We start from the raw sequence: 24,037 nt of genomic DNA on the forward strand, positions 1-24,037 counted from the left end.
CGATTACCGGTTCGGACACAGGTGGTTTCGTGGCTGTCGCTTTCACGGACGAGGATCGGGCGCGCATCACCGCCGACCTGCTCGACACGGCCGAGCGGCTCTACGCCTCCCAGGGGCTGAAGAAGACGTCACTTGAGGAGCTGACAACAGCGGCCGGGATCTCCAAGGCCAGCTTCTACGCCTTCTTCGACTCCAAGGAGAGCCTCTACAAGGAGGTCATGGTCCGCCGCGCCCCGCTCATCGCCCGGCGGCACGCCGAGGTGTTCAGCCTGCCGGCGAGCGCCGGATCGCTGGCGGAGGTGATGCGCACCGCGACGGAGATCCTCACCGCCGACCCCTTCTACCAGCGGCTGTTCACCCACCCCGACGAACTCCGGTCGGTGGCCAGGCGCATCGGCGCCGACGAGGTCGAACGGATCACCCCCTACGTGGTCACTCCCCTGCTGGAGTACATCGCCAGAGGTCAGGCCGAAGGCGTCATCGTCGGCGGCGTCCGGGCCGAGGTCGTGATGGGGGTGATCCGTACGGTGGGGCTGATCGTCATGAACCGCCACCTGTACGGCGACACCTACGACGACGTCCTGGAGACGACGATCAACGCGCTGGCCCGGGGCCTGACCGCCTGATCCTCACGGACTCGTGAGGATGACCAGCCGCTGGGTCGCCCGGGTCATCGCGACATAGCGGTCCACCGCCCCCTCGACGCCGTCGCCGAACCTGTCGGGGTCGATGAGCACGACCAGGTCGAACTCCAGGCCCTTCGCCAGTTCCGGGGTCAGCGACCGGACGCGGGCCGTCGCCTGGAACGCGGGGTCGCCGATGACGCAGGCGATCCCCTCGACGTGCTCGGCCTGCCAGGAGGCCAGGACCGCGTCGAGTTCCGCGACGGATCCACGGACGACGGGGACGCCGCCGGTGCGAACGGACGTCGGCACGTTGGCGTCCGGGAGCACGGCCCTGATGACCGGCTCGGCCGCCGCCATGATCTCCGCCGGCGTCCGGTAGTTGATCGTCAGGGCGGCGAGCTCGATCCGGTCGAACCCGGCCCGTTCCAGCCGTTCCCGCCACGACTCCGTGAACCCGTGCCTGGCCTGGGCGCGGTCGCCGACGATGGTGAAGCTCCTGGACGGGCAGCGCAGCAGCAGCATCTGCCACTCGGCGTCGGTCAGTTCCTGTGCCTCGTCCACGACGATGTGCGCGAACGGCCCGGCGAGCAGGTCGGGCACGGCACCGGGCAGCGCGCCGGTGTCGACCAGGCTCTCCCGCAGGTCCTCCCCGTGCAGCATGGTCACCGCGCCCTCGCCGTCGGGGTCGGCGGCGACCAGGTGGTCGACGACCTGCGACATGTACTCACGTTCTGCGGCGACGGCGGCCTCCTGTCTGCGTCTGTGGCGGGAGGCTTCCGGGTCGCCGAGCCGCTGCCGCGCGGCGTCCAGGAGCGGCAGGTCGGAGACCGTCCAGGCGTGGGGGTCGGCGCGCCGCAACCTGCGGACCTCCTCCTGGCTGAGCCAGGGGGCGCACATCCGCAGGTAGGCGGGGACCGTCCAGAGGTCTCCGACGAGGTCGGCCGCCTCGATCAGCGGCCACGCCCGGTTGAGCGCCGTGAGCAGTGCCCTGTCCTGCAGCAGTGACTTGCGGAGGAGGGCGGCGGGGACCTCGGCGTCGAGCTTGTCCTTGAGGATCGTGACCAGTTCCTCCCAGATCCGGTCGCGGGCCTCGTTGTGCGGGGTGCCGGGCTCCGGCGCGTCGAACGCCTCGGCCCAGTCCTCGGTGCTCAGCCAGAGGTCGCCCCAGTGGGTGCTGACCGACATCCCCTTGGCGGGCGGGTTCTCGTAGAACCTGACGGCGGGCTCGATCGCCCGCACCAGATCCGCCGACGACTTCAGCCGGGCGACTTCGGGGTCGGACTCCACGGCCGCGCCAGCGCCCTCGGCGACGAGGTCGCGCAGCGTGCAGGTCCGCACGCCGTCCTGCCCCAGACTCGGCAGTACGTCGGCGACGTACCCCAGGTAGGGCTGGTGCGGGCCCACGATCAGCACCCCGCCCCTGCGCCGGCCGAGCCGGGGGTCCGCGTAGAGCAGGTAGGCCGAGCGGTGCAGGGCGACGACGGTCTTGCCCGTGCCGGGGCCGCCGTCCACGACGAGGGCGCCGCCGGACCCGGCGCGGATGATGGCGTCCTGGTCGGCCTGGATGGTGCTGAGCACGTCCCGCATCCGGCCTGACCGGTGGCCGCCCAGGCTGGCGATGAACGCGGACTGGTCGTCGAGTGCGGCGTGCCCGTCGAGCCCGTCCGGTGTGAAGACCTCGTCCCAGTAGTCGCTGACGCGGCCGCGCGCCCAGCGGTACCTGCGGCGGCTGGCCAGGCCCATCGCGTTGGCGTGGGTGGCGCCGAAGAACGGCTCGGCCGCGGGCGAACGCCAGTCGAGCAGCAGGCGCCGCCCTGTGCTGTCGGCCAGGCCGAGGCGGCCGATGTACACGGGCGCACTGCCGTCGGCGCCGACGATGCGGCCGAGGCACAGGTCCAGGCCGAAGCGGCGCAGCGCGCGCAGGCGGGTGGTCAGCCGGTGGATCTCCAGGTCCCGGTCCATCGCCTTGCGGCCGAGGCCGCCCGGCGCCCTGCGTTCGGCGTCGAGGCGGTCGGTCAGCTCGGCGATCGACTGCTCCAGGCACCGCGCGATGGCCACGAAGTGCAGCTCGTCGTCGGCGATCAGTGCCGGGTCGGCTTTCGCCGCGAGGTGGACGGGCAGGTCGAACGCGCTGGCGGTCGCATGGGTCACGGCATCGGCTCCGCTCTGGGGTGGACGTCTGTGCAGGCAGTGGCCTCGGCCGACGATTGTGCAGCACGACGGGGGGCTTGCCGCAAGCCCCCCGGTGCGCTATAGCTTGAGAACGGTAGGGAGTGAACAGTCCTCCTTCCCCGGCGTCATGGAGACGCAGATCACATCCAGGCGTGTCAGATCTCGCCGCGCCACCTCGTCACAGAGGTCGAAACGGCGACTCAAGGAGCACGTATGGAAGCCCGGCTGAACTTCTACGGCAGCCGACTCGGTATCAAGATCATGAAGAACCTCGCCTCGGCGAGCCAGTCGATCAGGAACTCGGCTCTGCCGGGCTCGGTCCAGAACCTGGTGATGCTGCGCGCGAGCCAGATCAACGGTTGCGGATTCTGCACCGACATGCACAGCAAGGACGCCGCGGCGGAGGGCGAGTCCTCGGTACGGCTGAACCTGGTGGCGGCCTGGCGAGAGGCCACGGTGTTCACCGACGCCGAGCGGGCCGCGCTGGAAGTGACCGAGCAGGGCACCCGCATCGCCGATGCGGCGAGCGGCGTCACCGAGCAGGCGTGGGCCGCAGCGGCCGACCACTACGACGAGGAACAACTCGTCGCCCTGGTATCGCTCATCGCCTTCATCAACGCCGCCAACCGGCTCAACGTCGTCGTCAAGCAGCCTGCGGGCGGCTACCGGCCCGGCCAGTTCGGCTGACGCGGCGAAGGGAGCCAGATGTGACCCGGGCTGACGATTTCGAGCGGCTGAGGCCGCTGCTGTTCTCGATCGCCTACCGGATCCTGGGCAGCGTGAGCGAGGCCGAGGACGCCGTACAGGAGACATGGCTGCGCTACGAGGCGTCGCCGACCCTGCCCGAGTCGGTCAAGTCCTTCCTCTCGACGGTGGTGACCCGCGTCTCGATCGACGTGCTGCGCTCGGCCCGGGTACGCCGGGAGCAGTACGTCGGGCCGTGGTTCCCCGAGCCGCTGCTGAGCGACCCCTACCAGGATCCGGAGCGTTCGGCGGAACTGGCCGACTCGGTGTCGATGGCGGCGCTCCTGCTGCTGGAGCGGCTGAGCCCGCTGGAGCGGGCGGTCTTCGTGCTGCGGGAGGTGTTCGCCTTCAGCTTCGCCGAGATCTCCTCGGCGGTCGGCCGCTCCGAGGCCGCCTGCCATCAGCTCGCCGTACGGGCCCGCCGTCATATGAGTGCGGGCCGACCCCGGTTCGAGGCCGACCCCCGCGAGCGGGAGGAACTTGCCGGACGGTTCTTCGACGCCTTCAGGGACGGGGACATCGACGGGCTGCGCACGCTGCTGGCCGCCGACGTCGTCATAGTCGGCGACGGCGGAGGCAAGGCCCCGCAGGTGGCCATGCGATTCACCGGTGCCGACAATGTGGCCGGAGCGCTGTCCATGGTCATTCCGGCATTCCTCCGAGGCGGCGGTGTGGTGGAGCCGCACCAGGTGAACGGCGGGCCGGGGGCGGTCTTCCGCGACCGAGAGGGCAGGGTCGTCTACACCTGGGCGCTGGAGATCGTCGACGGACGGGTGCAGACGATCCGGGCGGTCCTCAACCCCGACAAGCTCCAGCATCTCGGGCCGGTAGCCGACATCTGGGCTGTTCTTCGCGAGTCTCGCCTCTGACCCCGCTACCGTTCGACCATGCGTGCGCGCCCTCGCCTCCTCGCCGTGCTCTGTGCCGTCCTCCTCCTGGGGAGGGGGTGGGGCGACCCGGCGCAGGAGGCCGCGTCAGGCGAGTTCGACGGGCCGTGGACGTTCGGCGTGCAGCCGGGAGAACTTCACCAGGCGTACGTGGCCGGTCCGGAGCCGAGCCCGGTCGCCTTGCCGAACTGCGCGGTCGACTCCGATCGGGAGTACCCGGTGCTGAGCCGGGACGGGCGCTCGATCGCCATGATCGGCTGCTGGAGTGTCGAAGACGGCGTGTACGAGACGGTCGTCATCCGGGATCGGGCCCTGGTGAAGATCCCCTCCATCACGGGCAACGCCGAATGGGTCGGCGCGACCGGCCACCTCGTGGGCGAGAGCGACGCCGGCGTGCTCCACCTGGTGGACACGGCCGAGCCCGCCGGACCCGGTCGGGTCGTGGCGAATCTCGGCGGGACGATCCACACCGTCGACGTGAACGCGGCGGGGACGACGGCCCTCGTCGCCCACGGCGGGCGCGTGGTCAACCGGGACAGCAAGGGCGTCCTGGTCGACACCCGGCTCACAGCCGTGTCGCTGTCCACCCGGGACCTGACTTCGATCGAGGCTCCCGCCGGGACGGTCAACGCCCGCTGGTCGCCGGACGGCACGCGGATCGTCGCCGAGACGGCCACCGAATGGGTCACGCTCTCCGGCCTGCCCATGGGGCCCACGAGCAGGAGACCTCGGCCGCACACCACCCTGACCTCGGCCGCGGAAGGCCGGAGCACGCTGCGGTGCCACCTCGTCGCGGTCACCGACCGCTCGTCGGTCGGCTGGTGCGCGGCGACCGGCGAGGTCATGCGGTACGAAGGGGATCGGGCGGGAGCCCGCGTGGCCCGCTTCGACCAGGAGTCCTCCCTGGGCGGCCACGTCGGCGTCGCGGCCGACCGGCTGTCCGGGACGGCCGCTGGCTAACATCGGGGCATGCCCTTGACCGCGCAGGACGTCGACCGGTTCGAAGTCTCCAGAGCGAGACTGGAGGCCATCGCCTACCGCCTTCTCGGCTCCGCCGCAGAGGCAGAGGACGTCGTGCAGGAGACGTTCCTGCGCTGGCAGGCCACCGGCACCGGCCGGATCGAGGTTCCGGAGGCATGGCTGACGAAGGTCCTCACCAATCTGTGCCGCAACCAGCTCGCCTCGGCCCGGGCCCGCCGCGAGACCTACGTGGGCCAGTGGCTGCCGGAGCCGCTGCTGGCAGGGGATCCGATGCTCGGCCCCGCCGAGACCGCCGAGCAGCGCGAATCGGTGTCGTACGCGGTCCTCGTCCTGATGGAGCGCCTGTCACCCAACGAGCGGGCGGTGTACGTGCTGCGAGAGGCGTTCGGCTACCAGCACCGGGAGATCGCCGAGATCCTCGACCTCACCGAGGCCGCCAGCCAGCAGATCCTCCACCGCGCCAAGAGGCACCTCGCGGCGGGCCGGGCCCGCGCCGAGATCGACGCGGCGGCCACGCGGCGGATCGTCGAGGAGTTCCTCGCCGCCGCGGCTGGCGGCGAGACCGAGCCCCTCGTCCGGCTGCTCACCGAGGACGCCTTCGCGATCGGCGACGGCGGCGGGATCGTCCCGGCGCGGGCGAAGCCGTTCGTCGGCGCCGTCGCTGTCGCGACGTTCGTGCGGGGGCTGTTCAAATCCGGTCCCGCCATCCGTGCCCTGATCGGCGGCCCGGTCGAGGTCCACATCTGGGACGCCAACGGCGGCCCCGCTGCCGTTGGCGTCGTCGGCGGGCGGGTCGTCGCCATCATGTGCCTGGAGATCACCGCCGACGGCGTCATCGCGGTCCGCAACCAGGTCAATCCCAACAAGCTCGAACGCGCGAGCGCGCAGTGGGCGGCCAACGACCACGGTGAGCCGCCGCTGGCCGTCCTCTGAATCCGGTGTGAGGTGCTTCACACCCGCTTTCTGTCAGGAAAACGCGGGCCGCCCGGTTCAAGGGGCGAACCCGCGCGAGACAGGAGCAACGCAATGCAGCACCGCATCATCGTCCTCGGAGCCGGATACGCCGGAGCCATGGCCGCCGGACGCCTCGCCAAGCGGCTCCACCAGGAGGACGTCGCCATCACCCTCGTCAACGCGGAGCCCGACTTCGTCGAACGCGTCCGCCTGCACCAACTGGCCACCGGCCAGGACCTGCGGCACCGGCCGTACCGGGAGATGTTCGCCGGCACCGGTGTCGAGCTGCGGATCTCGACCGTCACCGGCGTGGACGTCGATCGCAGGAGCGTCGCCGTCGTCGACGCGCAGGGCACGGAGGAACTGGCCTACGACACGCTCGTCTACGCGCTGGGCAGCGTCTGGAACACCCATGACGTCCCCGGGGTGGCCGAGCACGCGTACGAGATCGCGAGCCGTCCCGGCGCGCTGCGGCTGCGCGAGCGCCTGGCCCGGCTCGACGCGGGGCAGCGGGTGGTCGTCGTCGGGGGCGGGCTGACCGGCCTGGAGGCCGTGACCGAGATCGCCGAGAGCCGTCCCGACCTCGACGTCGCCCTCGCCGTCCGGGACGGCCTCGGTGACTGGCTCTCGGCCAGGGGCCGCGCGCACCTGCGGAAGGTCTTCGGCAGGCTCGGGATCACCGTGCACGAGCACGCGTCCGTCACCGCCGTCGGCGCCGACCACGTCGCCACCGCGAACGGCGACGTCATCCCGGCGGCGGTCACCGTCTGGACCACCGGCTTCGCGGTCCACCCGATCGCGCGGGCGAGCGCCCTGGAGGTCACCGACTCCGGCCAGATCGTGGTCGAGGCGAATCTGCGCTCCGTCTCGCACCCGGACGTGTACGCCGTCGGCGACGCCGCGCTGATGATCGGCCCCGGCGGCAAGCCGCTGCGGATGTCCTGCGCCTCGGGCGGCCCGACCGCGTGGAAGGCCGCCGAGGCGATCACCGCGCGGCTGACCGGCGGAGCGCCGCCGAAGACGCCGGTCCGCTACTTCAACCAGTGCATCTCGCTGGGGCGCGAGGAGGGCCTGATCCAGTACGTCACCGCCGACGACCGCGCCGTCCCCGCGGTCCTGACCGGGCGGGTGGCCGCCGCCTACAAGGAGGCGATCTGCAAGTCCGCCGTCTGGGCCGTCGCCAACCCGTCGTTCAGGCTCCCGACCCGACGCCGCCGCGTCACCCGGGACCGGTCGGCCGTCAGCACGACCCTGTAGGCGACGCCCGTGAAAGGAGGGGCGGGCTTCGGGCAACTAGTGGTGTCCTGAATCGATTCGACCCCAGCGGAGTCGCCTGCATGGCCGGACCAGCCGACCTCACCCACCCTCCCGACGTACGGGCCGACTGGGAGGAGGTCTTCTCGACGCACTTCGCGGGAATCCACCGCTACATCGCCCGGCGCCTGTCGGAGGACGTCGCGGACGACCTGGCCGCCGAGGTCTTCCTGGCCGCCTACCGCAAGGGCCACGACCCTTCGCGCGGCGAGGTGAAACCGTGGTTGTACGGGATCGCCACGCATCTCATCTCCCGGCACCACCGCAGCGAGTCGCGCAAGTGGCGGGCGCTCAGCCGTACGGCTGAGCGCCCGGAGCACAGCCATGAGGACGCGACCCTGACACGGGTGGCGGCGAGCGCACTGACCGGCACGCTCGCGGGGGCGCTGGCCGGACTCAAGCGCAGAGACCGCGACGTCGTCCTGCTCCACGCGCTGGGCGGCCTCAGTCACGCCGAGGTCGCGACGGCTCTGGACATCCCGGCCGGGACGGTCGCCTCCCGTCTCAGCCGCGCCCGCAAGCAGCTGCGCTCGGCGCTCGGCGACGCCAACCCTCTGGAGGACCTTCGTGGATGAGTTCGACCTGCTGTCCGACTCCCTTCCCGACTCGCGACCGCCGTCGCCCGAGGTGACCGGGCGCGCCAGGGCCCGGCTGTCGGACGCCATGAGCGAACCCGTCCGGCCCGTCGGGAGCCGCCGCAGCCTCTGGGGATGGACGGCGGCGGCGACCGTGAGCGTCGTCGCCGCCGTCATCGCCCTGGTGACGACCTTGGCGCCGGCCACCGCACCGGTGATCGCGCCGCCCGCACATCCGAACGCCGCACTCCTGCGGCTGGCCGACCAGGTCGCCCGGCTGCCGGAGGAGAGAGGTGCGTACTGGCGCAGACCGCTGCTCCACACCTCGCTGATCCGGGTGGAGGCCGCAGGCCGGGCGTTCAACGTCCTGTCCGCGTCGAGTGCCGACCTCTGGCAGCCGCGCGATACCGGAGATCCGGTCCAGGTGCGGTTGCGTGAGGAGTACGTGCGTCCGGCGACCGCCGAGGACGATCGCGCCTGGAAGGCGGCGGGCTCGCCCCTGACGGTCCAGCCGCTCTGCTCATCGGGCACGATGACCGAGAACTGCAAACCGATGCGGATCACCAGCAGGCCCTCCGCCTGCCAGTACACGCGCGCGGCCGAGCCACGTAGCCCGTTCAGCGACCGGCGGATCGGCGAGATCACGCTCGCCGAGCTGGCGGCCCTGCCCGCCGACGCCGACAAGCTGCGGGCGAAGCTGCACGACCGATGGCGGGCGACTCGGGACGGCAGGCCCTTCGCGGAGTTCCTGTCCTCGTCGTGGACGTTGCTGGAGATGCCGGTCAGCCCCGGCGTACGGGCGGCCACCCTGCGGCTGCTGGCGGAGTCGCCGACGACCAGGACGCACGGGATGACCACGGACCCGTTCGGTCGGCCGGGTCTCGCGGTCACCTTCACCAAGAGCGAAGGTTTCACCGGGCAGTTCGGCTCCGACGACGAGGTGGCCGAGCGTTACACGAACATCCTCGACCCCGGGAACGGCACCTTCCTGCTGCTGCATGCGGCCATCGCGGCCGAGAGCGCCGAAGGACTCACCAAGGGCACGTTTCTGCAGCACACGGCGTGGCTGCCCGAGAAGGGCTGGACCGACGACCGGCCCGATCGCCCGCGCGCCTGCAAGCTCAGCCGCACCACCCTTCCCTGACCCGAATTCTTTGTCCCGAGGCCCACCTGGAGCGGTTTCGCTCCAGGTGGGCCTGGTGTCAGTTCCGCCCCTCGGCCGCGCCGGCGGCCGGGCTCCCGGAGGTCAGCTTCCGTACGGTGTCCTGCGCGAGCCGCCGGTAGGTGGGGCACTGCGCGAAGTCGTCGGCCGTGCACCGCATCAGGTGCTCGATCAGCTCCTTCGACGCCGAGATCTCCTGTAGCCGCCGCTCCAGGTCCGCGTGGTGCCGCTGGAGCAGCGTCCGGCGCTCGGCCAGGTTCGCGGCGGCGAGCATCTCCCGGATCTGCTCCAGGCTCATGCCCGCCGACTTGGCGCGGACGATCGTCATCACCCGGATGAGGTGGTCGTCGGTGTAGCGACGGCGGCCGTTGACCCGGGCGGCGGGCGTCAGCACGCCCATGGCCTCCCAGTGGCGCAGGACGTGGGCGGCGAGGCCGAACCGCTCGGCCAGTTCCCCGATGCTCATGGAAGCACTTGACTTCATGTTGACATTAACTTTCAGACTTGCCTCCACGTCAAGCTCATGGAGGCACGACATGTTCGACGCCGTCATCGTCGGCGGAGGTCCCGCCGGAATGGCCGCAGCGCTCACCCTCGGCCGGGTCCACCGGCCGGTGCTGCTGATCGACGCCGGAGAGGGCCGCAACGCCACCGCCGAGAGCGTCCACAACTTCCTGACCAGGGATGGCACCCCGCCCGCCGACCTGCGTGAATTCGGCCGCGCGGAGCTGGCCGCCTATCCGAGGGTCCGGACGGCGACCGGATCGGCCACCGACGCCCGCGAACTGGCGGACGGCGGCTTCCAGGTGGTCCTGGCCGACGGCGAGAGGGTGACCGCGCGACGGCTCCTGCTCGCCACCGGTCTGGCCGACGATCTTCCCGGCCCACCGGGCGTGGAGTCGCTGTGGGGCCGTTCCGCCTTCCACTGCCCCTACTGCCACGGCCACGAATGCGCGGGCAGGCGGGTCGCGGTGCTCGGCGCCGACCCCGCCAGGGTCCGGCTGGCCCTGCACCTGGGCCGCTTCGCCGCCGACGTCGTTCTCTGCGCCGACGGCCACCCGCTCGACCCGCAGGCGCGGGCCGTCCTCGGGGCGAACGGCATCGGCGTCCGCGACGAGCCGCTCGCCCGCCTGGAAGGCGCGGACGGTCACCTGCGGCGGCTGGTGTTCGCCGACGGCCCGCCACTGGCCATGGACGCGGTGTTCGTGCTCAACGTGCCGCGCCAGCGCTCCGACCTGCCCGCCCGCCTCGGCTGCGCGAGCTTCGCCGACGGCTGCGTCGAGGTGGACGACTTCGGCAGGACCAGCGTCCCCGGCCTGTACGCCGCAGGCGACATGGCCCGTCGGGCCACCGTTCCGGTGTCCATGGCGGCCGTGGTCGTCGCGGCGGCCAGCGGGACCATCGCGGCGACCGTCATCGACCAGGACCTGCTGAGCGCCGACTTCCCATGGGGCTGACCATGCCGAAAACGGCCCGGGTACCGCTTGCCACGGCCGGGCTCCTGCTCGGCATGCTGCTGTCCGTCCTGGATCAGACGGTGGTCGCCATCGCCCTGCCCGACATCGCCGCCGATCTGGGCGGGCTGGAGGCGATCGGGTGGATCGTCACCTCCTACGTACTCGCCTCGACCGCGACCGGCGCCCTCTACGGCCGCCTCAGCGACCGGTACGGCAGGCGCGCGGTCTTCGTCACCTCGGCCGCCGTCTTCGTCGCGGGCTCGGCGCTGTCCGGGCTCGCCCAGACGCTGCCCCAGCTCATCGTCGCCAGGACCGTGCAGGGCATCGGCGCGGGCGCGCTGTTCGTCCTGCCCGCGATCGCGCTCTCGGAGTTGTACCCGGCGCGGCTGCGCAGCCGGGTCCAGGGCTTCACCGGCGGGGTCTTCGCGCTGGCCGGCGTGGGCGGCCCGCTCGCCGGTGGCGCGATCACCGACGTCTGGGGCTGGCGCTGGATCTTCTACGTCAACCTCCCGCTCGGCCTGCTCAGCATGGCGCTCACCGCGTTCGCGCTGCGGCTGCCCAGGAATGGCGAGAGCGGTCGGGTCGATCTGGCCGGGGCCGCGCTGATCGCCGGTGCGCTGGTGAGCCTGCTGCTGGTGACCGAAGGGCACGCGTTGAGCGCAGGGGTGAGCGCGGCCGTCCTCGGGGCGCTGTTCGTGTGGTGGGAACGGCGGGCGGCCGACCCGCTGCTGCCGCCTCGGCTGTTCACTCATCGCGCGCTTCGCGTCGCGCTGCCCGCCACGGCGTTGCTCGGCGCGCTGCTCGGCGGCTCGGTCGTCTACCTGCCCACGTTCCTGCAGGCCGCCTACGGCATGGGGGCGACGCAGGCGGGCCTGGGTCTCATTCCGTACGTCCTTGCGCTGATGGCGGCCTCCTCACTGGCGGGCGCCCGTATCGGGGCGAGCGGCCGGTTCAAGCCGTACCTGCTCGCCGGGTCGATCCTCGCCGTCACGGCCTTCCTGCTGCTGGGACGGATCACTCCCGGCACCCCGTACCCCCTGGTCGCGGTGGTGATCGGAGTGCTGGGGGCGGGGTTCGGGCTGCTGATGCAGAATCTCGTGGTCGTCGCGCAGAACGCCGTGCCGCCGACGGACCTGGCCGCTGCCACCTCCGCCGTGATGACCGTGCGCGGGCTCGGCCTCTCACTCGGCGTGGCCGTGTTCGGCGCGCTTCTCGCGCGCAGGCTCCAGGACGGCGTGCCGATCGCCGAGGCCGTCCCGGACGTGCTGGTCTGGGGTGCGCCGGCGGCGGCCGTACTGGCGGTGCTGCTCGCCCTGCTGCCCGGCTAAGCCGGCTCCCGCACCGGGACGAGGATCCGGCGGGTCAGGACGACGAGGGCCGGGATCGGGAACAGCAGCAGGAACAGGTTGGGCAGCCACCAGGCGAGGGTGAAGTCGCCGCGCAGCGCCCAGAAGGCGATCGCCTGGAGCCCCGCGGTGCTGGTCAGGGCGAGTGAGACCGTCATCAGGCGCCGCCACGCCGACCCGGCGCACAGGGTCGCCAGCCCGGTCAGGCTCGCGGCCAGGTCGAGCGGGACGAACGACAGGTTCCAGTCCTTCAGGATCGGGTTGGCGTAGTCCTTGTAGGCCAGTTCGGGCGGGATCAACCCGCTGAACACCACCGCCCAGTACACCAGCAGCCCGACGTCGGTGATCAGCATGGCGACCTTCGTCACGCTCAGGACGCGGCTGCCCGGCGCGGTCATCGGCCGCCGTCCTCGATCATCGCGCCGAGCCGCTCGCGTATCTCGCGGTGCAGGTCGTCGCGGGGTGGCGCCAGGTCCAGCAACCGCGCCATCCACCAGCCGTCGACGGCCAGCCGGACGAGGTAGGCCGTGCTCGCGTCGAGGCCGTCGTCGGCGAGCCGCTCCTGCCAGTCCTCGTAGCGGCGCCGGAACACGGCGAGCACCTCGGGCCCGCCGGACAACGCGGCGAGCATGGCCACCGCCACCTGGTCGGCGTGCGCCCGCGCGGGGACGTCGGTGTCGGGGATGGTGGCCTCCAGCCAGGCCCGCGTGAACGCGCCGGGCGGCGACCCCGGTGGCGGCAGTTCGGCCTGGAAGCGTCCCACCTGCCGGGCGAGCACCCCCTCCAGCAGCGCCTGCTTGGACCTGAAGTGGTGCAGCAGTCCGCCCTTGCTGACTCCGGCCTGCGCCGCGACCGCGTCCAGCCGGATCGCGTCGGCGCCTCTGGAGACCAGCATCTCCTCGACGGCGTCCAGGATTCGTTCCCTCATCGTCCTCCCCTCGTCGCTACCGACCGTCCAGACGGTCGGTAGCGTATCGCAGAGGGGGCTACGGGGCGAGGCCGCCGTGGGCCTCGCGGGCGAGGCCCCGCCAGTCGGACCACGTCTTGAGCCGATCGGCGTACACCTGCTGGAGCATCTCGTAGAAGCCCTCGCCGAACAGCACCCGCAGGGGCGGAGCCTCGGAATCCACGATCTTGAGCAGCGCCTGGGCCGCCGCGGCCGGGTCACCGGCGGGCTGCTTGCCCATCATCGCGGCGATCCGCTGCCGGAGCCCGTCGTAGGCCGGGTCGGGCAGGGCCATATGGCCGTTGGCGAGCGGATCGGGGTTCTTGCCCGACCTGGTGGCGAAGCCACCGGGCTCGATCACCGTCACCTTGACGCCGAAGCCGGAGACCTCCTGGGCGAGGGACTCGTTCAACGCCTCCAACGCCCACTTGGAGGCGTGGTACGCGGCGCCGAGCGGGAACGCCATGAGCCCGGCCGCCGACGAGAGCTGGACGATATGCCCCGACGCCTGCTCTCGCAGGTACGGCAGCGCGGCCTGGATCACCCACACCGCGCCGAACAGGTTGGTCTCGAACTGGTCGCGCAGTTCCTGCTCGGTCAGTTCCTCGACCGCGCCGATCTGGGCGTGACCGGCGTTGTTGACGACGACGTCGAGGCCGCCGAAGTGCTCATGGGCGCGCTTCACAGCGGCGAGCACGGCGGGTCTGTCGGTGACGTCCAGGGCGAGCGGGAGCACCGCGTCGCCGTACGCGGAGACGAGTTCGTCGAGGGTCGCCGCGTTCCTGGCGGTCGCCGCCACCTTGTCGCCACGGGACAGGGCCGCTTCGACGAAGCAGCGGCCCAGACCGCGTGAGGAACCGGTGACGAACCAGATCTTGCTCATGATGGCTCTCCGTTTCTCTGTCTTCTCCCCCCAAGACGCACGATTCTGTGCGGATGTGACACCTGACTCCGTGAAAGACTGCGGGTGTGACGGAGATCGTGCGAACCGCCAGGTTCGTCCTGACCATTGAGGTGGCCTTCAGCCTCGTGGGCGTGGCCATCCTGACCAGCGCCGCGTTCGCCACCTTCAACGGCTCGCTGTTCCTGCTGCTGCTGCTTTACACCGCCTCGATCACCGCCGTCATGGGCTGGCTGGTGTCCCGGTGGGCGTCGCGCAAGGCGTGGGTGCGCTGGGGCGCGATCGCCGCCGCGGTGGCCTCGGCCGGTGGTTCCCTCGTCATGGTGGAACCCGGTCTGGTCCTCGCGCCGCGTTTGCTCCTGCCGCTGGTGGCCGTGATCGCGCTGCTCACTCCCCCTGCGGGCCGCTGGTTCGACCGCTGACCTCAGGCACCGCGGATCGGCAGGCGGTGGCGAAAGACGTCCATCGGATCGTAGGCGGCCTTCACCCGCTGCAGACGCGGATAGTTGTCCGTGTATCCGGGTCGTCGAGATCGACGTCCGGCATGTTGATGTACGATCCGCCGCTCGCCCCGCCCGTGTCGGCGTGGACGTCCCTGAAGAACTCGCGGACCCACGGGCCTCGTCGTCGGCGTCCTCCCAAGCGACCACGGTGGCGTCCGGGGCGACGGTGTTGACCTGCCGCCGTAGGAGTGCAGCACCACCACTCCGGGGGTGGGGGTAGTCGTCGCGGTGAGGTGGCGGTACACGACCTCGACCTGCCTGTCGGACAGCCGCCGCCTGGCGTCGGGGCCCGCAGGCAGCAGGCCGTCCAGGGTGAGGGTCCCCGTGGGTTTGCGCCACAGGTAGAACTCGCTGTACATGCCCGCGTACGGCGAATCCGCGTGGGCGTCGGACTCGAACCACGCGCCGTGGTTGCGCACCAGGGTCGTGAACGCGTGCCGGTCGAGCGCCGCCCAGTCCTGTTCGAAGGAGAAGCCGAGCACCCGCTCGGGCGGGTGCGGCAGCAGGTCGGACGGCGTGCGCCCGGTGCGCGGAACCGAAGTTGCCGCCTCCGCGGCCGGTGTGCGCCCACCACAGGTCGAGATGCGGGTCGCCGGTGGCGACGACGGCCCGCGCCCGCCCGTCGCGGTCCACGACCACGACCTCCACCGCATGCAGGTGGTCGACCGTTAGGCCGTGCCGACGGCACAGGTACCCGTTCCGCGCCGCCGAGCAGGTGGCCGCCCGCCCCGACGCCCGGGAACTGCCCTGCCGGGACGGTCGCGCGCCACCCCAGTCAGAGCTTGCGACAGACCTCGCCGAGCGTCGCCCCGGCCTCGGCCATGAAGGCGTCCCGTTACGGGTCGTACTCGACGCGATCCATGAGCACCATGTCGATCAGCGGCCGGGTCGTCGACGAACTCTTCGAAGCAGTGCCCCCGCTGCGCACCGCGATCCGCCTCCTGGCGGCCATGGCGCCGCCGACCGCGCGCACCACGTGGGCGGTCGAGGTCGCCACGATCACCTTCTCGGGTGTGCCGGTTGCCGCGTCCGACCAGGTCGGCGTCTCGCGGATCGCCATGGCCGAGCTGCCCTCGTCATCTCCTGATCCGGTGCGGGCCGGGCGGGCTGATCGATAACCACTACCTCGTAGCTACGAGGGTGTGCGGAAACCGTCCAGGCCGAAGGCCAACAGCCGTTCCCCCTGAGGCGCCGAGCCCTGCTCGCCCGCCCACGCCGCCGCGTTGATCAGCGCGTACAGGTCGGGCGCGGTGACGTCCTGGCGGACGGCACCGGCCGCCCGCCCCCGTGCCACCAGGTCCTCGGCGACCGAGAGCACCGCTTGGCAGGCCGTGTGCAACTCCGCGGTCTCGTCCTGGACCGCCTGCATGAACGCGGTCCCCAGCCCTCGGTACGTCGCGGCGTGGCTCATCGCCGTCCGCGCCCAGACGGCCAGGCCGTCGAAGGGCGACGGGTGGTCGAGCAGGTCGGCGCCGTTCGCGGCAAGGGCGCGCATCCGGTCGCCCAGCAGGGCCTCCAGGAGGGCGCGGCGAGTGGGGAAATGTCCGTAGAGCGTGCCGTTGGCCACTCCGGCGCGGCGCGCGATCTCCTCCAGGGAGAAGTCGGCACCGTGCTCGGCGAAGGCGGTCGCCGCCTCGGCCAGGAGTCGTTCGTAGTTGCGGCGCGCGTCCGCGCGCATGCGCCGCCGAGGGGCCGGTGTGTCCATGGAACCTTCGCATTGAAAAGTCGAGACTGTCTCGATATGTTTTCTCGGGACAGTCTCATCTTAGTGTCTTCCGCTCGTCTCTGGAGGTCGACGTATGAAGCGCCAGCCCATCCTCGTCACCGGCGCCACCGGCAAGCAGGGCGGCGCCACCGCCAGGCGCCTGCTCGCCGCCGGCTGGCCGGTCCGTGTCCTGGTCAGGGATCCCGCTGCCGAGGCCGTCCGCTCTCTCGTGTCGGCGGGCGCCGAGCCCCTGCCCGGGGACCTGGACGACCCCGGCAGCCTCAAAAAGGCCATGGCCGGAGCCCACGGCGTCTTCGCCGTCACGCCCGACGACCTGGACGCCGAACGCGAGATCAGGCGCGGGCGCCACCTGGCGGACGCCGCGGCGGCAGCCGACGTCGCCCACCTGGTCTTCGCCTCCGTCGGGGCCGCCGAGAGGGGCACCGGTATCCCCTTCTGGGAGAGCAAATGGGCGATCGAGCAGTACATCGCCGGCCTCGGGCTGCCGGTCACCGTACTGCGGCCGGTGCGGTTCATGGAGAACCACGCCGTCCCCATGCTGGGCGGCATCACCGCCGACGGGGTCCTGCGCCACCTGTTCGACCCCGAGGTCCCTGTGCAACTGATCGCCGTGACCGACATCGGGGCGTTCGCCGCCCTGGCCTTCGGCGACCCCGAGGCGTACGTGGGGCAGGCTCTGGAACTGGCGGGCGACGAGCTGACGTCGGCGGCCGCCGTCCGCCTGATCAGCCGGTACGTCGGCAGAGAGATCACCTACCAGCAGGTGACGGGAGAGGAGATGAGCCTGAACACGGAGGTCTTCACCGGCCAGCACGGACTGTGGCGCGCAGACATCCCGGACCTGCGCCACCGCCACCCCGACCTGCTGGACTTCCCCACCTGGCTCGACCGAGGCGGCGCCGACGCCATCGCCGCGACCCTCCTCAGGGCCGACGCCGTTCGGCAGTGACCGCCTACTCCAGCTCGGCCCGCAGGGTCGCCTGCTCAGGCATGACGCAGTTCGGCGGTCACCGCCCGCTCCAGCAGCCGCCCCGTCTCCAGCTCGGCCCGCAGGTCCGCCTGTTCAGGTACGACGCAGTTCGGCGGTGACCGCCCGCTCCAGCAGCCGGGCCGCCTCGACCCGGACCGTCTCCAGCTCGGCCCGCAGGTCCGCCAGCCGGACGCGGTCCACCTGCAGCTCTCCTCGCAACAGATCCCGCTCCCCCACGACCTCCGCCAACCGCTCCCGCACCCGTGCCACCTCCCGCGACGCCTGCTGTTCCGCTGCGATCAGCCGCGCCCCGAACTCCTGTTCCACCTGCGCAACCCGACCCGCCAGCTCTTGCTCCGCCCGCTCGGCCTGAGCCATCAGCTCTTGTTCCGCCCGTTCGACCCGGCCCACAAGCTCCTCTTGTGCCTGCTCGGCCCGGCCCGTCAACTCCGCCAGCGCCTCCTCCGCACCCACCCGGCCGGCAACCGCCTGCGCAAGCTCCCCCTGGGCGAGCCCGCGCTCCCGCTCGGCCCGCGCCTGCGCCTTCTCCGCCTCCTGAGCGCGCCGAACGGCCCGATCCCGTTCCTGCGCCACCGCCTCCGCGCGCGCACCGGCTGCGGCCTCGGCCCGTTCCGCCTGCTCACGGGCGCGTGTCTCGGTCTCGGCGCGCGTCCGCGCCCGCTGCGCCTCGTCCTCCGCCCGTACGGCCCGCGTCCCGGCCTCCCGCTCCCGCGCCACGGCCGTGTCCCGCTCCCGCTCCGCGCTCTCACGGGCGGCCTCGACCTCCTCGACCCGCGCGCCGAGCTCTCGGATCGCCTCGTCCCGCTCCTGCTCCGCCTCCTCGACCTGCCGGATCGCCTCCCGCGCCACCTGCTCGGCCCTTCGGGTGGCCGCCTCCACCTGCTGCTTGGCGCGCCGCTCCGTCGAGGACGCCTCCCGCAGCGCCGCCAGCGCCTGTTCCCTGGCCTGCTCGGCGTCTCCCAGCGCGGTCTCCCGCTCGGTCTGGGCCTCGGTCACGCGTTCCCGCATGCGCTCGACTTCGGACTTCGCCTCTTCGGTGGCTTCGCGGGCCAGCCGTACCTGCTCAAGGGCCTGCTCGCGCTCCGTTCGCGCGATCGCCACCCGCGTGTGGGCCTCGGCCTGCACGGCGCTCAGCTTGGCCTCCACCCCGGCGGGGCTCAGCTCGTCGGCCAGGGCCCTGGCCAGCGGCTCCATCGCCGCCGCCAGACCGGTTTCCATGCGCTCGTACAACTGCTCGGCCCGGGCGAGCGCACCCTCCAGTCCGGGCGTGGCCCGCCGCAACTCCCGTTCCCGCTTGGCGGCGGCCTGACAGTCCCCTTCGGGACAGTACGCTCTCGGCCTCCCTCGCCCCGGCCGCTGCTCGATCGCAGCCCCACAGTGCTTACACGGCGTCACAACCCCGGATTCCACACTCACACTGACACTCTAACATTATTTATTTTCCAGAAAATTAAAATCAGAAAATCAGATCTGTTGCGTCACGATCCAGCCGAACTACTTGCGAGAATGCAGAATTCCCGCAAGTAACCGACCGTGGCGAGGGTGTGTGACTCTGCAGATGTCCCGTTGAGACTGGTGTCGTGTCCCGCTTGATCTGAGGCAGTCCCACCCAACGCGAGGCATCCAGGTGGAAGTCCCGCCGTACCTGAGGCATCCGGTCTGGAGTCCCATTTAAGTTGAGGTGTTCGGGGCTTTATCCCACCTATCTGAGGCACGCGGTCTATGGTCGGGGTGTCCCCCTGTACCCCAGGCTGCGGATGGTGCCGGATGAGCGCATCGTCAAGTACGGCTTCTGCCGTACATCCGGCGGTGACGCGTGACGCTGTTGAGCTGATCTACCGCGCGATCGACGGTGAGGTGGTACGCGTTCCGCTCCTTGTCGGGTGGCGGGAGCGGTTTGAAGCTGTTGCTCCGGTACGGGGATTTCCCTCTTGGCGCGGCCAGCGCAACTTCCCTGGCCTGTGGTGGTCGGCGACCAGCGGCGAGCACGTGGGGTTCGAATCCTGGCTGGAACGTGATCACGCGATGATGCTCGATTTCGATCCTCACGTGATCGGGTTCTCATCCCAGCCGTTCTGGTTGTGCTGGTCTACTGATCAGGGGCCTAGACGGCACGCACCGGACTTCTTCGCGCGTTTGCATGACGACTCGGCCTGTGTTGTGGACGTTCGCCCGGACCAGCGGATCAGACCCTCTGACGCCGAGGCCTTCGCGATGACGGCACAGGCGTGCGCGAGCGTGGGGTGGGATTACAGGCGTGTCGGTGAGAGGGACCCGATCCTGGTCGCGAACATTCGCTGGCTGTCCGGCTACCGGCACAGCCGTTGCGAGCCGGGATCCGCGCTCGTTCGCGCGCTCCGAGAGGTTTTCGCCGAGCCCGCAGGCTTGTTGCGCGGCGCGCGGCAGCTCGGAGATCCGCTGGCGATTCTGCCGGCGCTGTTTCATCTGCTTTGGATGGGTGACCTGGTGACAGACCTGACGACGACACCGCTGAGTCTGGCTTCCACGGTGTGGTCTCGACGGGACGGTGGTCGCGGATGAGCGTGTCACGACCGTCGGCGGTGCAGGTCGGGAACCAGATTCGATGGCGCGACGGCCTGCACATCATCGTCGGGATCTTTGGTGGGCTGGTCCGGCTACGCGACGTTGTCGGCCAGGATGTTGAGGTTCTGGTGGGGACGCTGCTGTCCGACCCCACCTTCCAGGTCGTGACGGGCGGCGATCCCCGAATTCCGCTGGCACCGGCGGGCCTGATCGATGACCTGCCGGAGGAGGCTGTCACGCGGGCCCGCTGGTGGGAGGAACACATCGTCGAGGTGTTGCGAGGCTATGGCATCGACGCCGAACCCGAGCAGGAACCACGCCCCGAGTACGACCCGCACACCACCTCGCTTCGTCAGCGGGAATTGGCCAAGGTCGCCGAACTGGCGGAACTGGGGCAGCCGGTGGCGCTGAGTACCTTCCAGCGGCTTCGGCATAAATACGCCGCTCGTGGGCTCTGAGGCCTGGTCGATGGCCGCTACACCCGGTCCAACATGCCGACGGGCCGTGTCGATCCCCGAGTCGTGGTTGCCGTTCACCAGGCAGTGCGCGAGCAGACCGGGCAATCCAGCGGCACCCGCAGCCGGATGCGTCGCCGGGTGCAGCAGCTGCTGGTGGCCGAGCACGGCGTCGAGGCACCGGCGTTGCCGGCGAGGTCGACCTTCTATCGGCTGGTGGATCGCGTCGCCCGCGGACGGCACACCTTCGGGTCAGCCCGCACCCGGCGTTCGCTGGCCAAACAGCCTGATCGCATGCACGGCACGGTCATTGCCCTTCGGCCGGGTGAACTGGTGGAGATCGACTCCACCCCGCTGGACGTCCGGGTGGTGCTGGACAACGGCACGGTCGACCGGGTCGAGCTGACCGGCATGGTGGACATCGCCACCCGGACGCTCGCCGCGGCGGTGTTGCGGCCGACGACCAAGGCGGTCGACGCGGCGCTTCTGCTGGCCCGTGCGCTCACCCCTGAACCAATGCGGCCTGGCTGGAGCGACGCGCTGCGCATGGCCCGCTCGGTGCTGCCGCACCATCGTCTGGTCCCCCTCGATCAACGACTGGAGCAGGCCGCTGCCCGTCCGGTGATCGTTCCCGAGACGATCGTGTGTGACCACGGCAAGGCCTTCATGTCCAGGACCTTCCGCTCTGCCTGCCGCGCACTGGGGACCAACGTCCAGCCCACGCATCCGGGAACCCCCACCGACAACGCCGTGGCGGAGCGGACGCTGCAGTCGGTGGGCACCCTGTTCGCCCAGCATGTCGCGGGCTACGTCGGCTCCAGCGTCGAACGCCGCGGTGAGAAGGCCGAACGAGCCGCCGTCTGGTCGATGGCCGAGCTGCAGGATCTGCTGGACGAGTGGGTGGTGGGCTGCTGGCAGAACCGTCCTCACGACGGTCTTCGGCATCCGCTCACTCCCGGCCAGAGGCTGACGCCGAATGAGCAGTACGCGGCGCTCGTCGAGATCGCCGGATATGTCCCGGTGGCACTGGCCAGCGACGATTACATCGAACTGCTACCCGTGGAGTGGCGGGCGATCACCCCCGCCGGGATCAAGATCAACCACCGCGTCTATGACTGCCCCGAACTGGTGCCCTACCGACGGCAGCACTCCGGCGTCGACCGGCACAAGGGCTTATGGGAAGTGCACCACGACCCCTACGACGTCACCCGCATCTGGGTGCGCAACCATCACGACAGCGGCTGGATCACCGTTCCCTGGAAACATCTCCGCACTGCACCGGCCCCGTTCGGCGAGGCGGCCTGGTCGCACGGGCGCCGGCTCGCCGCGCGCCGCGGCACCGATCCCGTCACCGAGCGGCAGATCGCGGAGGCCGTCGACACTCTGCTCGACACTGCCGGGCGCGGCCCGGACAACAGGCAGCCCAGGGCCCGGCGCGATGCGCGGATCGCCGGGCGCACCCGTGCGAGCGCCCCGATCTGGCCCGCACCCGCCCCAACCGGCAGCTCCCCGACCGAGACTCCGGCTAATGCCGAAGGCGACGTCGAGCGGCAGGGGAACGACTCGGAGCGGGTGGCCAAGGTCGTTCCGCTGGGCATCTATGACGCACGTGAGGAGGCCAAGAAGTGGTGGTGACCAGCTTCGCCGACGGCCAGGACGACGATCGGCGTGAGCCCACGATGTCCCTCACCGGCTGGCGCCGTTTCGTCGACTCCCCGCCGGCCACCTTCGACCTGCTGTCCGACGAGGCCTGGCAGCAGCTGTCGGGGGCCGATCGCGAGTCCTACGATGAGGCCCGGATCAACCACCATTCGGAGCTGGTGGTGGTGCGCACCTCGACGGTCTTGGAGGTCGCCAAGCAGGGACGCCTGTTGACCTTGCTGAATCGGCGAGAGATCAGTGCCCGCCGCGGGCTGATCGTGTCTGGGGCGTGGACAACGGGCAAGAGCACGGCACTCAAACAGCTCGGCCGCACCCACGAACTTCTGGTCCGCCAGCGCTTCCCCGGCCAGGACCGTATCCCGGTCGTTTATGTCACCACCCCGCCCAAGGGCTCGCCACGCAAGCTCGCCCTGGAGTTCGCCCGGTTTCTCGGGCTGCCGACGGTCAAACGCGGATACAACACCACTGATATCGCCGACGCTGTCTGCCAGATCCTCATCGACGCGCGCTGCGATCTCGTCCTGGTGGACGAGATCCACAATCTCAACCTGGCTACGGCTGCCGGCGAAGACATGTCCGACCATCTGAAGTACTTCACCGAGCATCTGCCCGCGACTTTCGTCTATGCCGGGATCAACGTCGAACGCTCTGGCCTGTTCACCGGGGTCCGAGGCAAGCAAATCGCCGGTCGCTGTGTGCTCATCAACACCGGCCCCTTTCCCTACCAGGAAGAATGGCAGGGCCTGGTGGCCACCATGGAGGCCGCACTTCGCTTGCACCAACACCGGCCCGGCACCTTGATCGAGCTCGACAGATACTTACACCGTCGCACCGGTGGCATGATCGGCAGCCTGTCTCATCTGATCCGGGCCGCCGCGCTCACCGCCATCCTGGATGGCACCGAGGCCATCACTCGCAGCCTGCTCGACAGCATCCCTGTCGATCATGCTGCTCAGGGTGACGCCGGTCAGGCCACCGCATGACCAGAGGAGCAGCCTTCGACGATCTGCTGGTCCGGCTGCGACGGCCGCCGCTTCCCGTCACGGTTCCATTGATCCGTGACGAGACCCTCAACTCCTATGTCGCCCGGCTGGCTCGGGCCAACTGCCTTAAGGAGAGCGCGCTCCGCCAGCATCTGACCGGCAGTCGTCTGCCGAGTGTTCCGATCTCACTTGAGGTGTTGGCCCAAGCCACGGGTCACTCTGCGACGGCCTTGAGTTACGCCATGCCCGAGCTCGCTCCCGAGAGCGAAAGGGCGGCCGTTCTTCGCCTTGGCGACCGTCCTTCGGACAAGGAACATCTCAGCCGCAACGTCTGTCGCGCATGCCTGATCAGGCACGGGGTGAATCCTCGTCGGAGCCCTGACATCTCGATACGGCGCCATCCAGAAGACTTCATCTGCCGACGACATCGACGCTGGGTCGCTCCCGACGGCTTCCCTACCGATCGCCAACCTGATCTCCGCGATCAGCCTGAGATCATGCGTGCTCACGGGCTTCACGGGCGCTTGATCCGGCGGCACGGGCGCTTCCCGGTTTCTGTCGCCTTTGGGGAAGCCGAGAACATCATGCACATCTGGGAGCGCAACGGACTCTGCCAAGAGCGAGCTGACCAGCGCATGATCGCCTGGACCGGCTGGTCGGATTGGCGCGCCTATGTTCGTCGAGGAGACCCACGGCGGGCAGCGGCTCAATATCCCGAGGTGATCGCTTTGGCTCGTCTGCTGGCTTCTCCCTACTGGCGAGGCCTGGCCTTGAACGGCACGAGGGGGACCGAGATCAACCTGCGATTCCTGGCCGAAGTCCGCCGCACGATCAGCCAGAACTACGTCTGGCTAACCGATGGCTACCATCGCGCGATGGATGGGCTCGCCCACAGGATTCTGGATGAGCGAGAGCGTCGTGACCGTGTCGACCGCTTCTCCTACACCGAGGAACGCGACGAAGGGATGATTCCACTTCACTGGGACTGACTCTGCCGAACAGTCGCGACCATAAGGGGTGTTGCCTCATGATCAATGGGACTCGATGCACTTACATAGTCCCACTTAACTTGAGTGAGGTGCCCAGCAGATTCCGGACAGTCGGCTAC

At 70.4% G+C, this 24,037-nt stretch carries 26 protein-coding genes; 17 read left to right on the top strand and 9 right to left on the bottom strand.

The window, feature by feature from the left end; translation table 11 throughout:
* Positions 1–29 precede the first annotated feature (29 nt).
* A complete protein-coding gene (locus ABD120_RS17635) occupies positions 30–626 on the top strand; it encodes a TetR/AcrR family transcriptional regulator (protein ID WP_343950992.1) in 597 nt (198 codons plus the stop codon).
* A gap of 3 nt (positions 627–629) precedes the next feature.
* Here ABD120_RS17635 and helR read toward each other — a convergent pair whose 3' ends face one another.
* The gene (helR, locus tag ABD120_RS17640; protein WP_343950993.1) at positions 630–2,777 is read right to left on the bottom strand and encodes an RNA polymerase recycling motor ATPase HelR; all 2,148 of its coding nucleotides are present in this window, start codon (positions 2,775–2,777) and stop codon (positions 630–632) included.
* Positions 2,778–3,011: 234 nt separating this feature from the next.
* Here helR and ABD120_RS17645 point away from each other — a divergent pair, with 234 nt between their 5' ends.
* The 7 genes from ABD120_RS17645 to ABD120_RS17675 all read left to right on the top strand — a co-directional run bounded on the left by ABD120_RS17645 (position 3,012) and on the right by ABD120_RS17675 (position 9,397).
* A complete protein-coding gene (locus ABD120_RS17645) occupies positions 3,012–3,485 on the top strand; it encodes a carboxymuconolactone decarboxylase family protein (RefSeq protein ID WP_343950994.1) in 474 nt (157 codons plus the stop codon).
* Between the two features lie 20 nt (positions 3,486–3,505).
* Positions 3,506–4,411 carry an RNA polymerase sigma-70 factor gene (locus ABD120_RS17650; protein WP_343950995.1) on the top strand — a complete coding sequence of 302 codons (906 nt, stop codon included), beginning with the start codon at positions 3,506–3,508 and terminating at the stop codon, positions 4,409–4,411.
* Positions 4,412–4,429: 18 nt separating this feature from the next.
* A complete protein-coding gene (locus ABD120_RS17655) occupies positions 4,430–5,389 on the top strand; it encodes a hypothetical protein (RefSeq protein ID WP_343950996.1) in 960 nt (319 codons plus the stop codon).
* Positions 5,390–5,398: 9 nt separating this feature from the next.
* On the top strand, positions 5,399–6,343 hold the full coding sequence (locus ABD120_RS17660; protein ID WP_343950997.1) for a sigma-70 family RNA polymerase sigma factor: 945 nt from the start codon (positions 5,399–5,401) through the stop codon (positions 6,341–6,343).
* Positions 6,344–6,436: 93 nt separating this feature from the next.
* Entirely contained in the window at positions 6,437–7,621 is a 1,185-nt protein-coding gene (locus ABD120_RS17665) for an NAD(P)/FAD-dependent oxidoreductase (protein ID WP_343950998.1), read from the top strand.
* 80 nt (positions 7,622–7,701) lie between these two features.
* Positions 7,702–8,253, top strand: coding sequence for an RNA polymerase sigma factor (locus ABD120_RS17670; RefSeq protein ID WP_343950999.1), 552 nt, complete (start codon positions 7,702–7,704; stop codon positions 8,251–8,253).
* Positions 8,246–9,397 carry a hypothetical protein gene (locus ABD120_RS17675; protein WP_343951000.1) on the top strand — a complete coding sequence of 384 codons (1,152 nt, stop codon included), beginning with the start codon at positions 8,246–8,248 and terminating at the stop codon, positions 9,395–9,397. Before ABD120_RS17670 ends, ABD120_RS17675 begins: the two co-directional genes overlap by 8 nt.
* Positions 9,398–9,455: 58 nt before the next feature.
* Here ABD120_RS17675 and ABD120_RS17680 read toward each other — a convergent pair whose 3' ends face one another.
* Complete coding sequence (locus ABD120_RS17680; protein ID WP_343951001.1) at positions 9,456–9,881, bottom strand: MerR family transcriptional regulator; 426 nt, start codon at positions 9,879–9,881, stop codon at positions 9,456–9,458.
* Between the two features lie 70 nt (positions 9,882–9,951).
* On the opposite strand from ABD120_RS17680, the gene ABD120_RS17685 reads away from it, so the two are divergent.
* On the top strand, positions 9,952–10,872 hold the full coding sequence (locus tag ABD120_RS17685) for an NAD(P)/FAD-dependent oxidoreductase (RefSeq protein WP_343951002.1): 921 nt from the start codon (positions 9,952–9,954) through the stop codon (positions 10,870–10,872).
* A 2-nt stretch (positions 10,873–10,874) separates the two neighbouring features.
* A complete protein-coding gene (locus ABD120_RS17690) occupies positions 10,875–12,200 on the top strand; it encodes an MDR family MFS transporter (protein ID WP_343951003.1) in 1,326 nt (441 codons plus the stop codon).
* Here ABD120_RS17690 and ABD120_RS17695 read toward each other — a convergent pair.
* From ABD120_RS17695 to ABD120_RS17705, 3 genes are read right to left on the bottom strand one after another with little or no spacing between them, the layout of a single operon-like run.
* On the bottom strand, positions 12,197–12,616 hold the full coding sequence (locus tag ABD120_RS17695; protein ID WP_343951004.1) for a DUF5360 family protein: 420 nt from the start codon (positions 12,614–12,616) through the stop codon (positions 12,197–12,199). The genes ABD120_RS17690 and ABD120_RS17695 overlap by 4 nt on opposite strands.
* Positions 12,613–13,146: a TetR/AcrR family transcriptional regulator gene (locus ABD120_RS17700; RefSeq protein ID WP_343951005.1), complete on the bottom strand. Its 534-nt coding sequence runs from the start codon at positions 13,144–13,146 to the stop codon at positions 12,613–12,615. The genes ABD120_RS17695 and ABD120_RS17700 overlap by 4 nt, the downstream gene beginning before the upstream one ends.
* Before the next feature lie 58 nt (positions 13,147–13,204).
* Positions 13,205–14,047 (bottom strand): SDR family NAD(P)-dependent oxidoreductase, encoded by an 843-nt coding sequence (locus ABD120_RS17705; protein WP_343951006.1) that lies wholly within the window; start codon positions 14,045–14,047, stop codon positions 13,205–13,207.
* Positions 14,048–14,133: 86 nt separating this feature from the next.
* On the opposite strand from ABD120_RS17705, the gene ABD120_RS17710 reads away from it, so the two are divergent.
* Positions 14,134–14,487, top strand: coding sequence for a hypothetical protein (locus ABD120_RS17710; RefSeq protein ID WP_343951007.1), 354 nt, complete (start codon positions 14,134–14,136; stop codon positions 14,485–14,487).
* 2 nt (positions 14,488–14,489) lie between these two features.
* On the opposite strand, the gene ABD120_RS17715 is transcribed toward ABD120_RS17710, so the two are convergent.
* The 3 genes from ABD120_RS17715 to ABD120_RS17725 form a co-directional block, all read right to left on the bottom strand.
* Positions 14,490–15,221, bottom strand: a complete 732-nt coding sequence (locus tag ABD120_RS17715) for a BBE domain-containing protein (RefSeq protein WP_343951008.1) — start codon at positions 15,219–15,221, stop codon at positions 14,490–14,492.
* Positions 15,222–15,403: 182 nt separating this feature from the next.
* The gene (locus tag ABD120_RS17720; RefSeq protein WP_343951010.1) at positions 15,404–15,628 is read right to left on the bottom strand and encodes a hypothetical protein; all 225 of its coding nucleotides are present in this window, start codon (positions 15,626–15,628) and stop codon (positions 15,404–15,406) included.
* A gap of 72 nt (positions 15,629–15,700) precedes the next feature.
* On the bottom strand, positions 15,701–16,273 hold the full coding sequence (locus tag ABD120_RS17725; protein ID WP_343951011.1) for a TetR/AcrR family transcriptional regulator: 573 nt from the start codon (positions 16,271–16,273) through the stop codon (positions 15,701–15,703).
* 94 nt (positions 16,274–16,367) lie between these two features.
* Between ABD120_RS17725 and ABD120_RS17730 the strand changes: the two genes are divergently transcribed.
* Positions 16,368–17,243 (top strand): NmrA/HSCARG family protein, encoded by an 876-nt coding sequence (locus ABD120_RS17730; RefSeq protein ID WP_343951012.1) that lies wholly within the window; start codon positions 16,368–16,370, stop codon positions 17,241–17,243.
* Positions 17,244–17,357: 114 nt separating this feature from the next.
* On the opposite strand, the gene ABD120_RS17735 is transcribed toward ABD120_RS17730, so the two are convergent.
* Positions 17,358–18,566, bottom strand: a complete 1,209-nt coding sequence (locus tag ABD120_RS17735; RefSeq protein WP_343951013.1) for a coiled-coil domain-containing protein — start codon at positions 18,564–18,566, stop codon at positions 17,358–17,360.
* Between the two features lie 486 nt (positions 18,567–19,052).
* Here ABD120_RS17735 and ABD120_RS17740 point away from each other — a divergent pair, with 486 nt between their 5' ends.
* The 5 genes from ABD120_RS17740 to ABD120_RS17760 all read left to right on the top strand — a co-directional run bounded on the left by ABD120_RS17740 (position 19,053) and on the right by ABD120_RS17760 (position 23,918).
* Complete coding sequence (locus ABD120_RS17740; protein WP_343951014.1) at positions 19,053–19,826, top strand: TnsA-like heteromeric transposase endonuclease subunit; 774 nt, start codon at positions 19,053–19,055, stop codon at positions 19,824–19,826.
* The gene (locus ABD120_RS17745) at positions 19,823–20,287 is read left to right on the top strand and encodes a hypothetical protein (protein ID WP_343951015.1); all 465 of its coding nucleotides are present in this window, start codon (positions 19,823–19,825) and stop codon (positions 20,285–20,287) included. The genes ABD120_RS17740 and ABD120_RS17745 overlap by 4 nt, the downstream gene beginning before the upstream one ends.
* A gap of 84 nt (positions 20,288–20,371) precedes the next feature.
* Positions 20,372–21,919 carry a Mu transposase C-terminal domain-containing protein gene (locus tag ABD120_RS17750; RefSeq protein ID WP_343951016.1) on the top strand — a complete coding sequence of 516 codons (1,548 nt, stop codon included), beginning with the start codon at positions 20,372–20,374 and terminating at the stop codon, positions 21,917–21,919.
* Positions 21,916–22,929, top strand: coding sequence for an ATP-binding protein (locus tag ABD120_RS17755; RefSeq protein WP_343951017.1), 1,014 nt, complete (start codon positions 21,916–21,918; stop codon positions 22,927–22,929). Before ABD120_RS17750 ends, ABD120_RS17755 begins: the two co-directional genes overlap by 4 nt.
* Positions 22,926–23,918: a TniQ family protein gene (locus ABD120_RS17760; RefSeq protein ID WP_343951018.1), complete on the top strand. Its 993-nt coding sequence runs from the start codon at positions 22,926–22,928 to the stop codon at positions 23,916–23,918. The genes ABD120_RS17755 and ABD120_RS17760 overlap by 4 nt, the downstream gene beginning before the upstream one ends.
* Positions 23,919–24,037: the final 119 nt, after the last annotated feature.

The organism is Nonomuraea longicatena, assembly GCF_039525605.1.
GTDB lineage: Bacteria > Actinomycetota > Actinomycetes > Streptosporangiales > Streptosporangiaceae > Nonomuraea > Nonomuraea longicatena.

Excerpts from the sequence above, each read along its gene's own strand:
- ABD120_RS17645 (WP_343950994.1), top strand. The coding sequence starts at position 3,012 with ATGGAAGCCCGGCTGAACTTCTACGGCAGCCGACTCGGTATCAAGATC.
- ABD120_RS17655 (WP_343950996.1), top strand. The coding sequence starts at position 4,430 with ATGCGTGCGCGCCCTCGCCTCCTCGCCGTGCTCTGTGCCGTCCTCCTC.
- ABD120_RS17660 (WP_343950997.1), top strand. The coding sequence starts at position 5,399 with ATGCCCTTGACCGCGCAGGACGTCGACCGGTTCGAAGTCTCCAGAGCG.
- ABD120_RS17665 (WP_343950998.1), top strand. The coding sequence starts at position 6,437 with ATGCAGCACCGCATCATCGTCCTCGGAGCCGGATACGCCGGAGCCATG.
- ABD120_RS17670 (WP_343950999.1), top strand. The coding sequence starts at position 7,702 with ATGGCCGGACCAGCCGACCTCACCCACCCTCCCGACGTACGGGCCGAC.
- ABD120_RS17680 (WP_343951001.1), bottom strand. The coding sequence starts at position 9,881 with ATGAGCATCGGGGAACTGGCCGAGCGGTTCGGCCTCGCCGCCCACGTC.
- ABD120_RS17685 (WP_343951002.1), top strand. The coding sequence starts at position 9,952 with ATGTTCGACGCCGTCATCGTCGGCGGAGGTCCCGCCGGAATGGCCGCA.
- ABD120_RS17690 (WP_343951003.1), top strand. The coding sequence starts at position 10,875 with ATGCCGAAAACGGCCCGGGTACCGCTTGCCACGGCCGGGCTCCTGCTC.
- ABD120_RS17695 (WP_343951004.1), bottom strand. The coding sequence starts at position 12,616 with ATGACCGCGCCGGGCAGCCGCGTCCTGAGCGTGACGAAGGTCGCCATG.
- ABD120_RS17700 (WP_343951005.1), bottom strand. The coding sequence starts at position 13,146 with ATGAGGGAACGAATCCTGGACGCCGTCGAGGAGATGCTGGTCTCCAGA.
- ABD120_RS17705 (WP_343951006.1), bottom strand. The coding sequence starts at position 14,047 with ATGAGCAAGATCTGGTTCGTCACCGGTTCCTCACGCGGTCTGGGCCGC.
- ABD120_RS17715 (WP_343951008.1), bottom strand. The coding sequence starts at position 15,221 with ATGCGGTGGAGGTCGTGGTCGTGGACCGCGACGGGCGGGCGCGGGCCG.
- ABD120_RS17720 (WP_343951010.1), bottom strand. The coding sequence starts at position 15,628 with ATGGCGATCCGCGAGACGCCGACCTGGTCGGACGCGGCAACCGGCACA.
- ABD120_RS17725 (WP_343951011.1), bottom strand. The coding sequence starts at position 16,273 with ATGGACACACCGGCCCCTCGGCGGCGCATGCGCGCGGACGCGCGCCGC.
- ABD120_RS17730 (WP_343951012.1), top strand. The coding sequence starts at position 16,368 with ATGAAGCGCCAGCCCATCCTCGTCACCGGCGCCACCGGCAAGCAGGGC.
- ABD120_RS17740 (WP_343951014.1), top strand. The coding sequence starts at position 19,053 with ATGAGCGCATCGTCAAGTACGGCTTCTGCCGTACATCCGGCGGTGACG.
- ABD120_RS17745 (WP_343951015.1), top strand. The coding sequence starts at position 19,823 with ATGAGCGTGTCACGACCGTCGGCGGTGCAGGTCGGGAACCAGATTCGA.
- ABD120_RS17760 (WP_343951018.1), top strand. The coding sequence starts at position 22,926 with ATGACCAGAGGAGCAGCCTTCGACGATCTGCTGGTCCGGCTGCGACGG.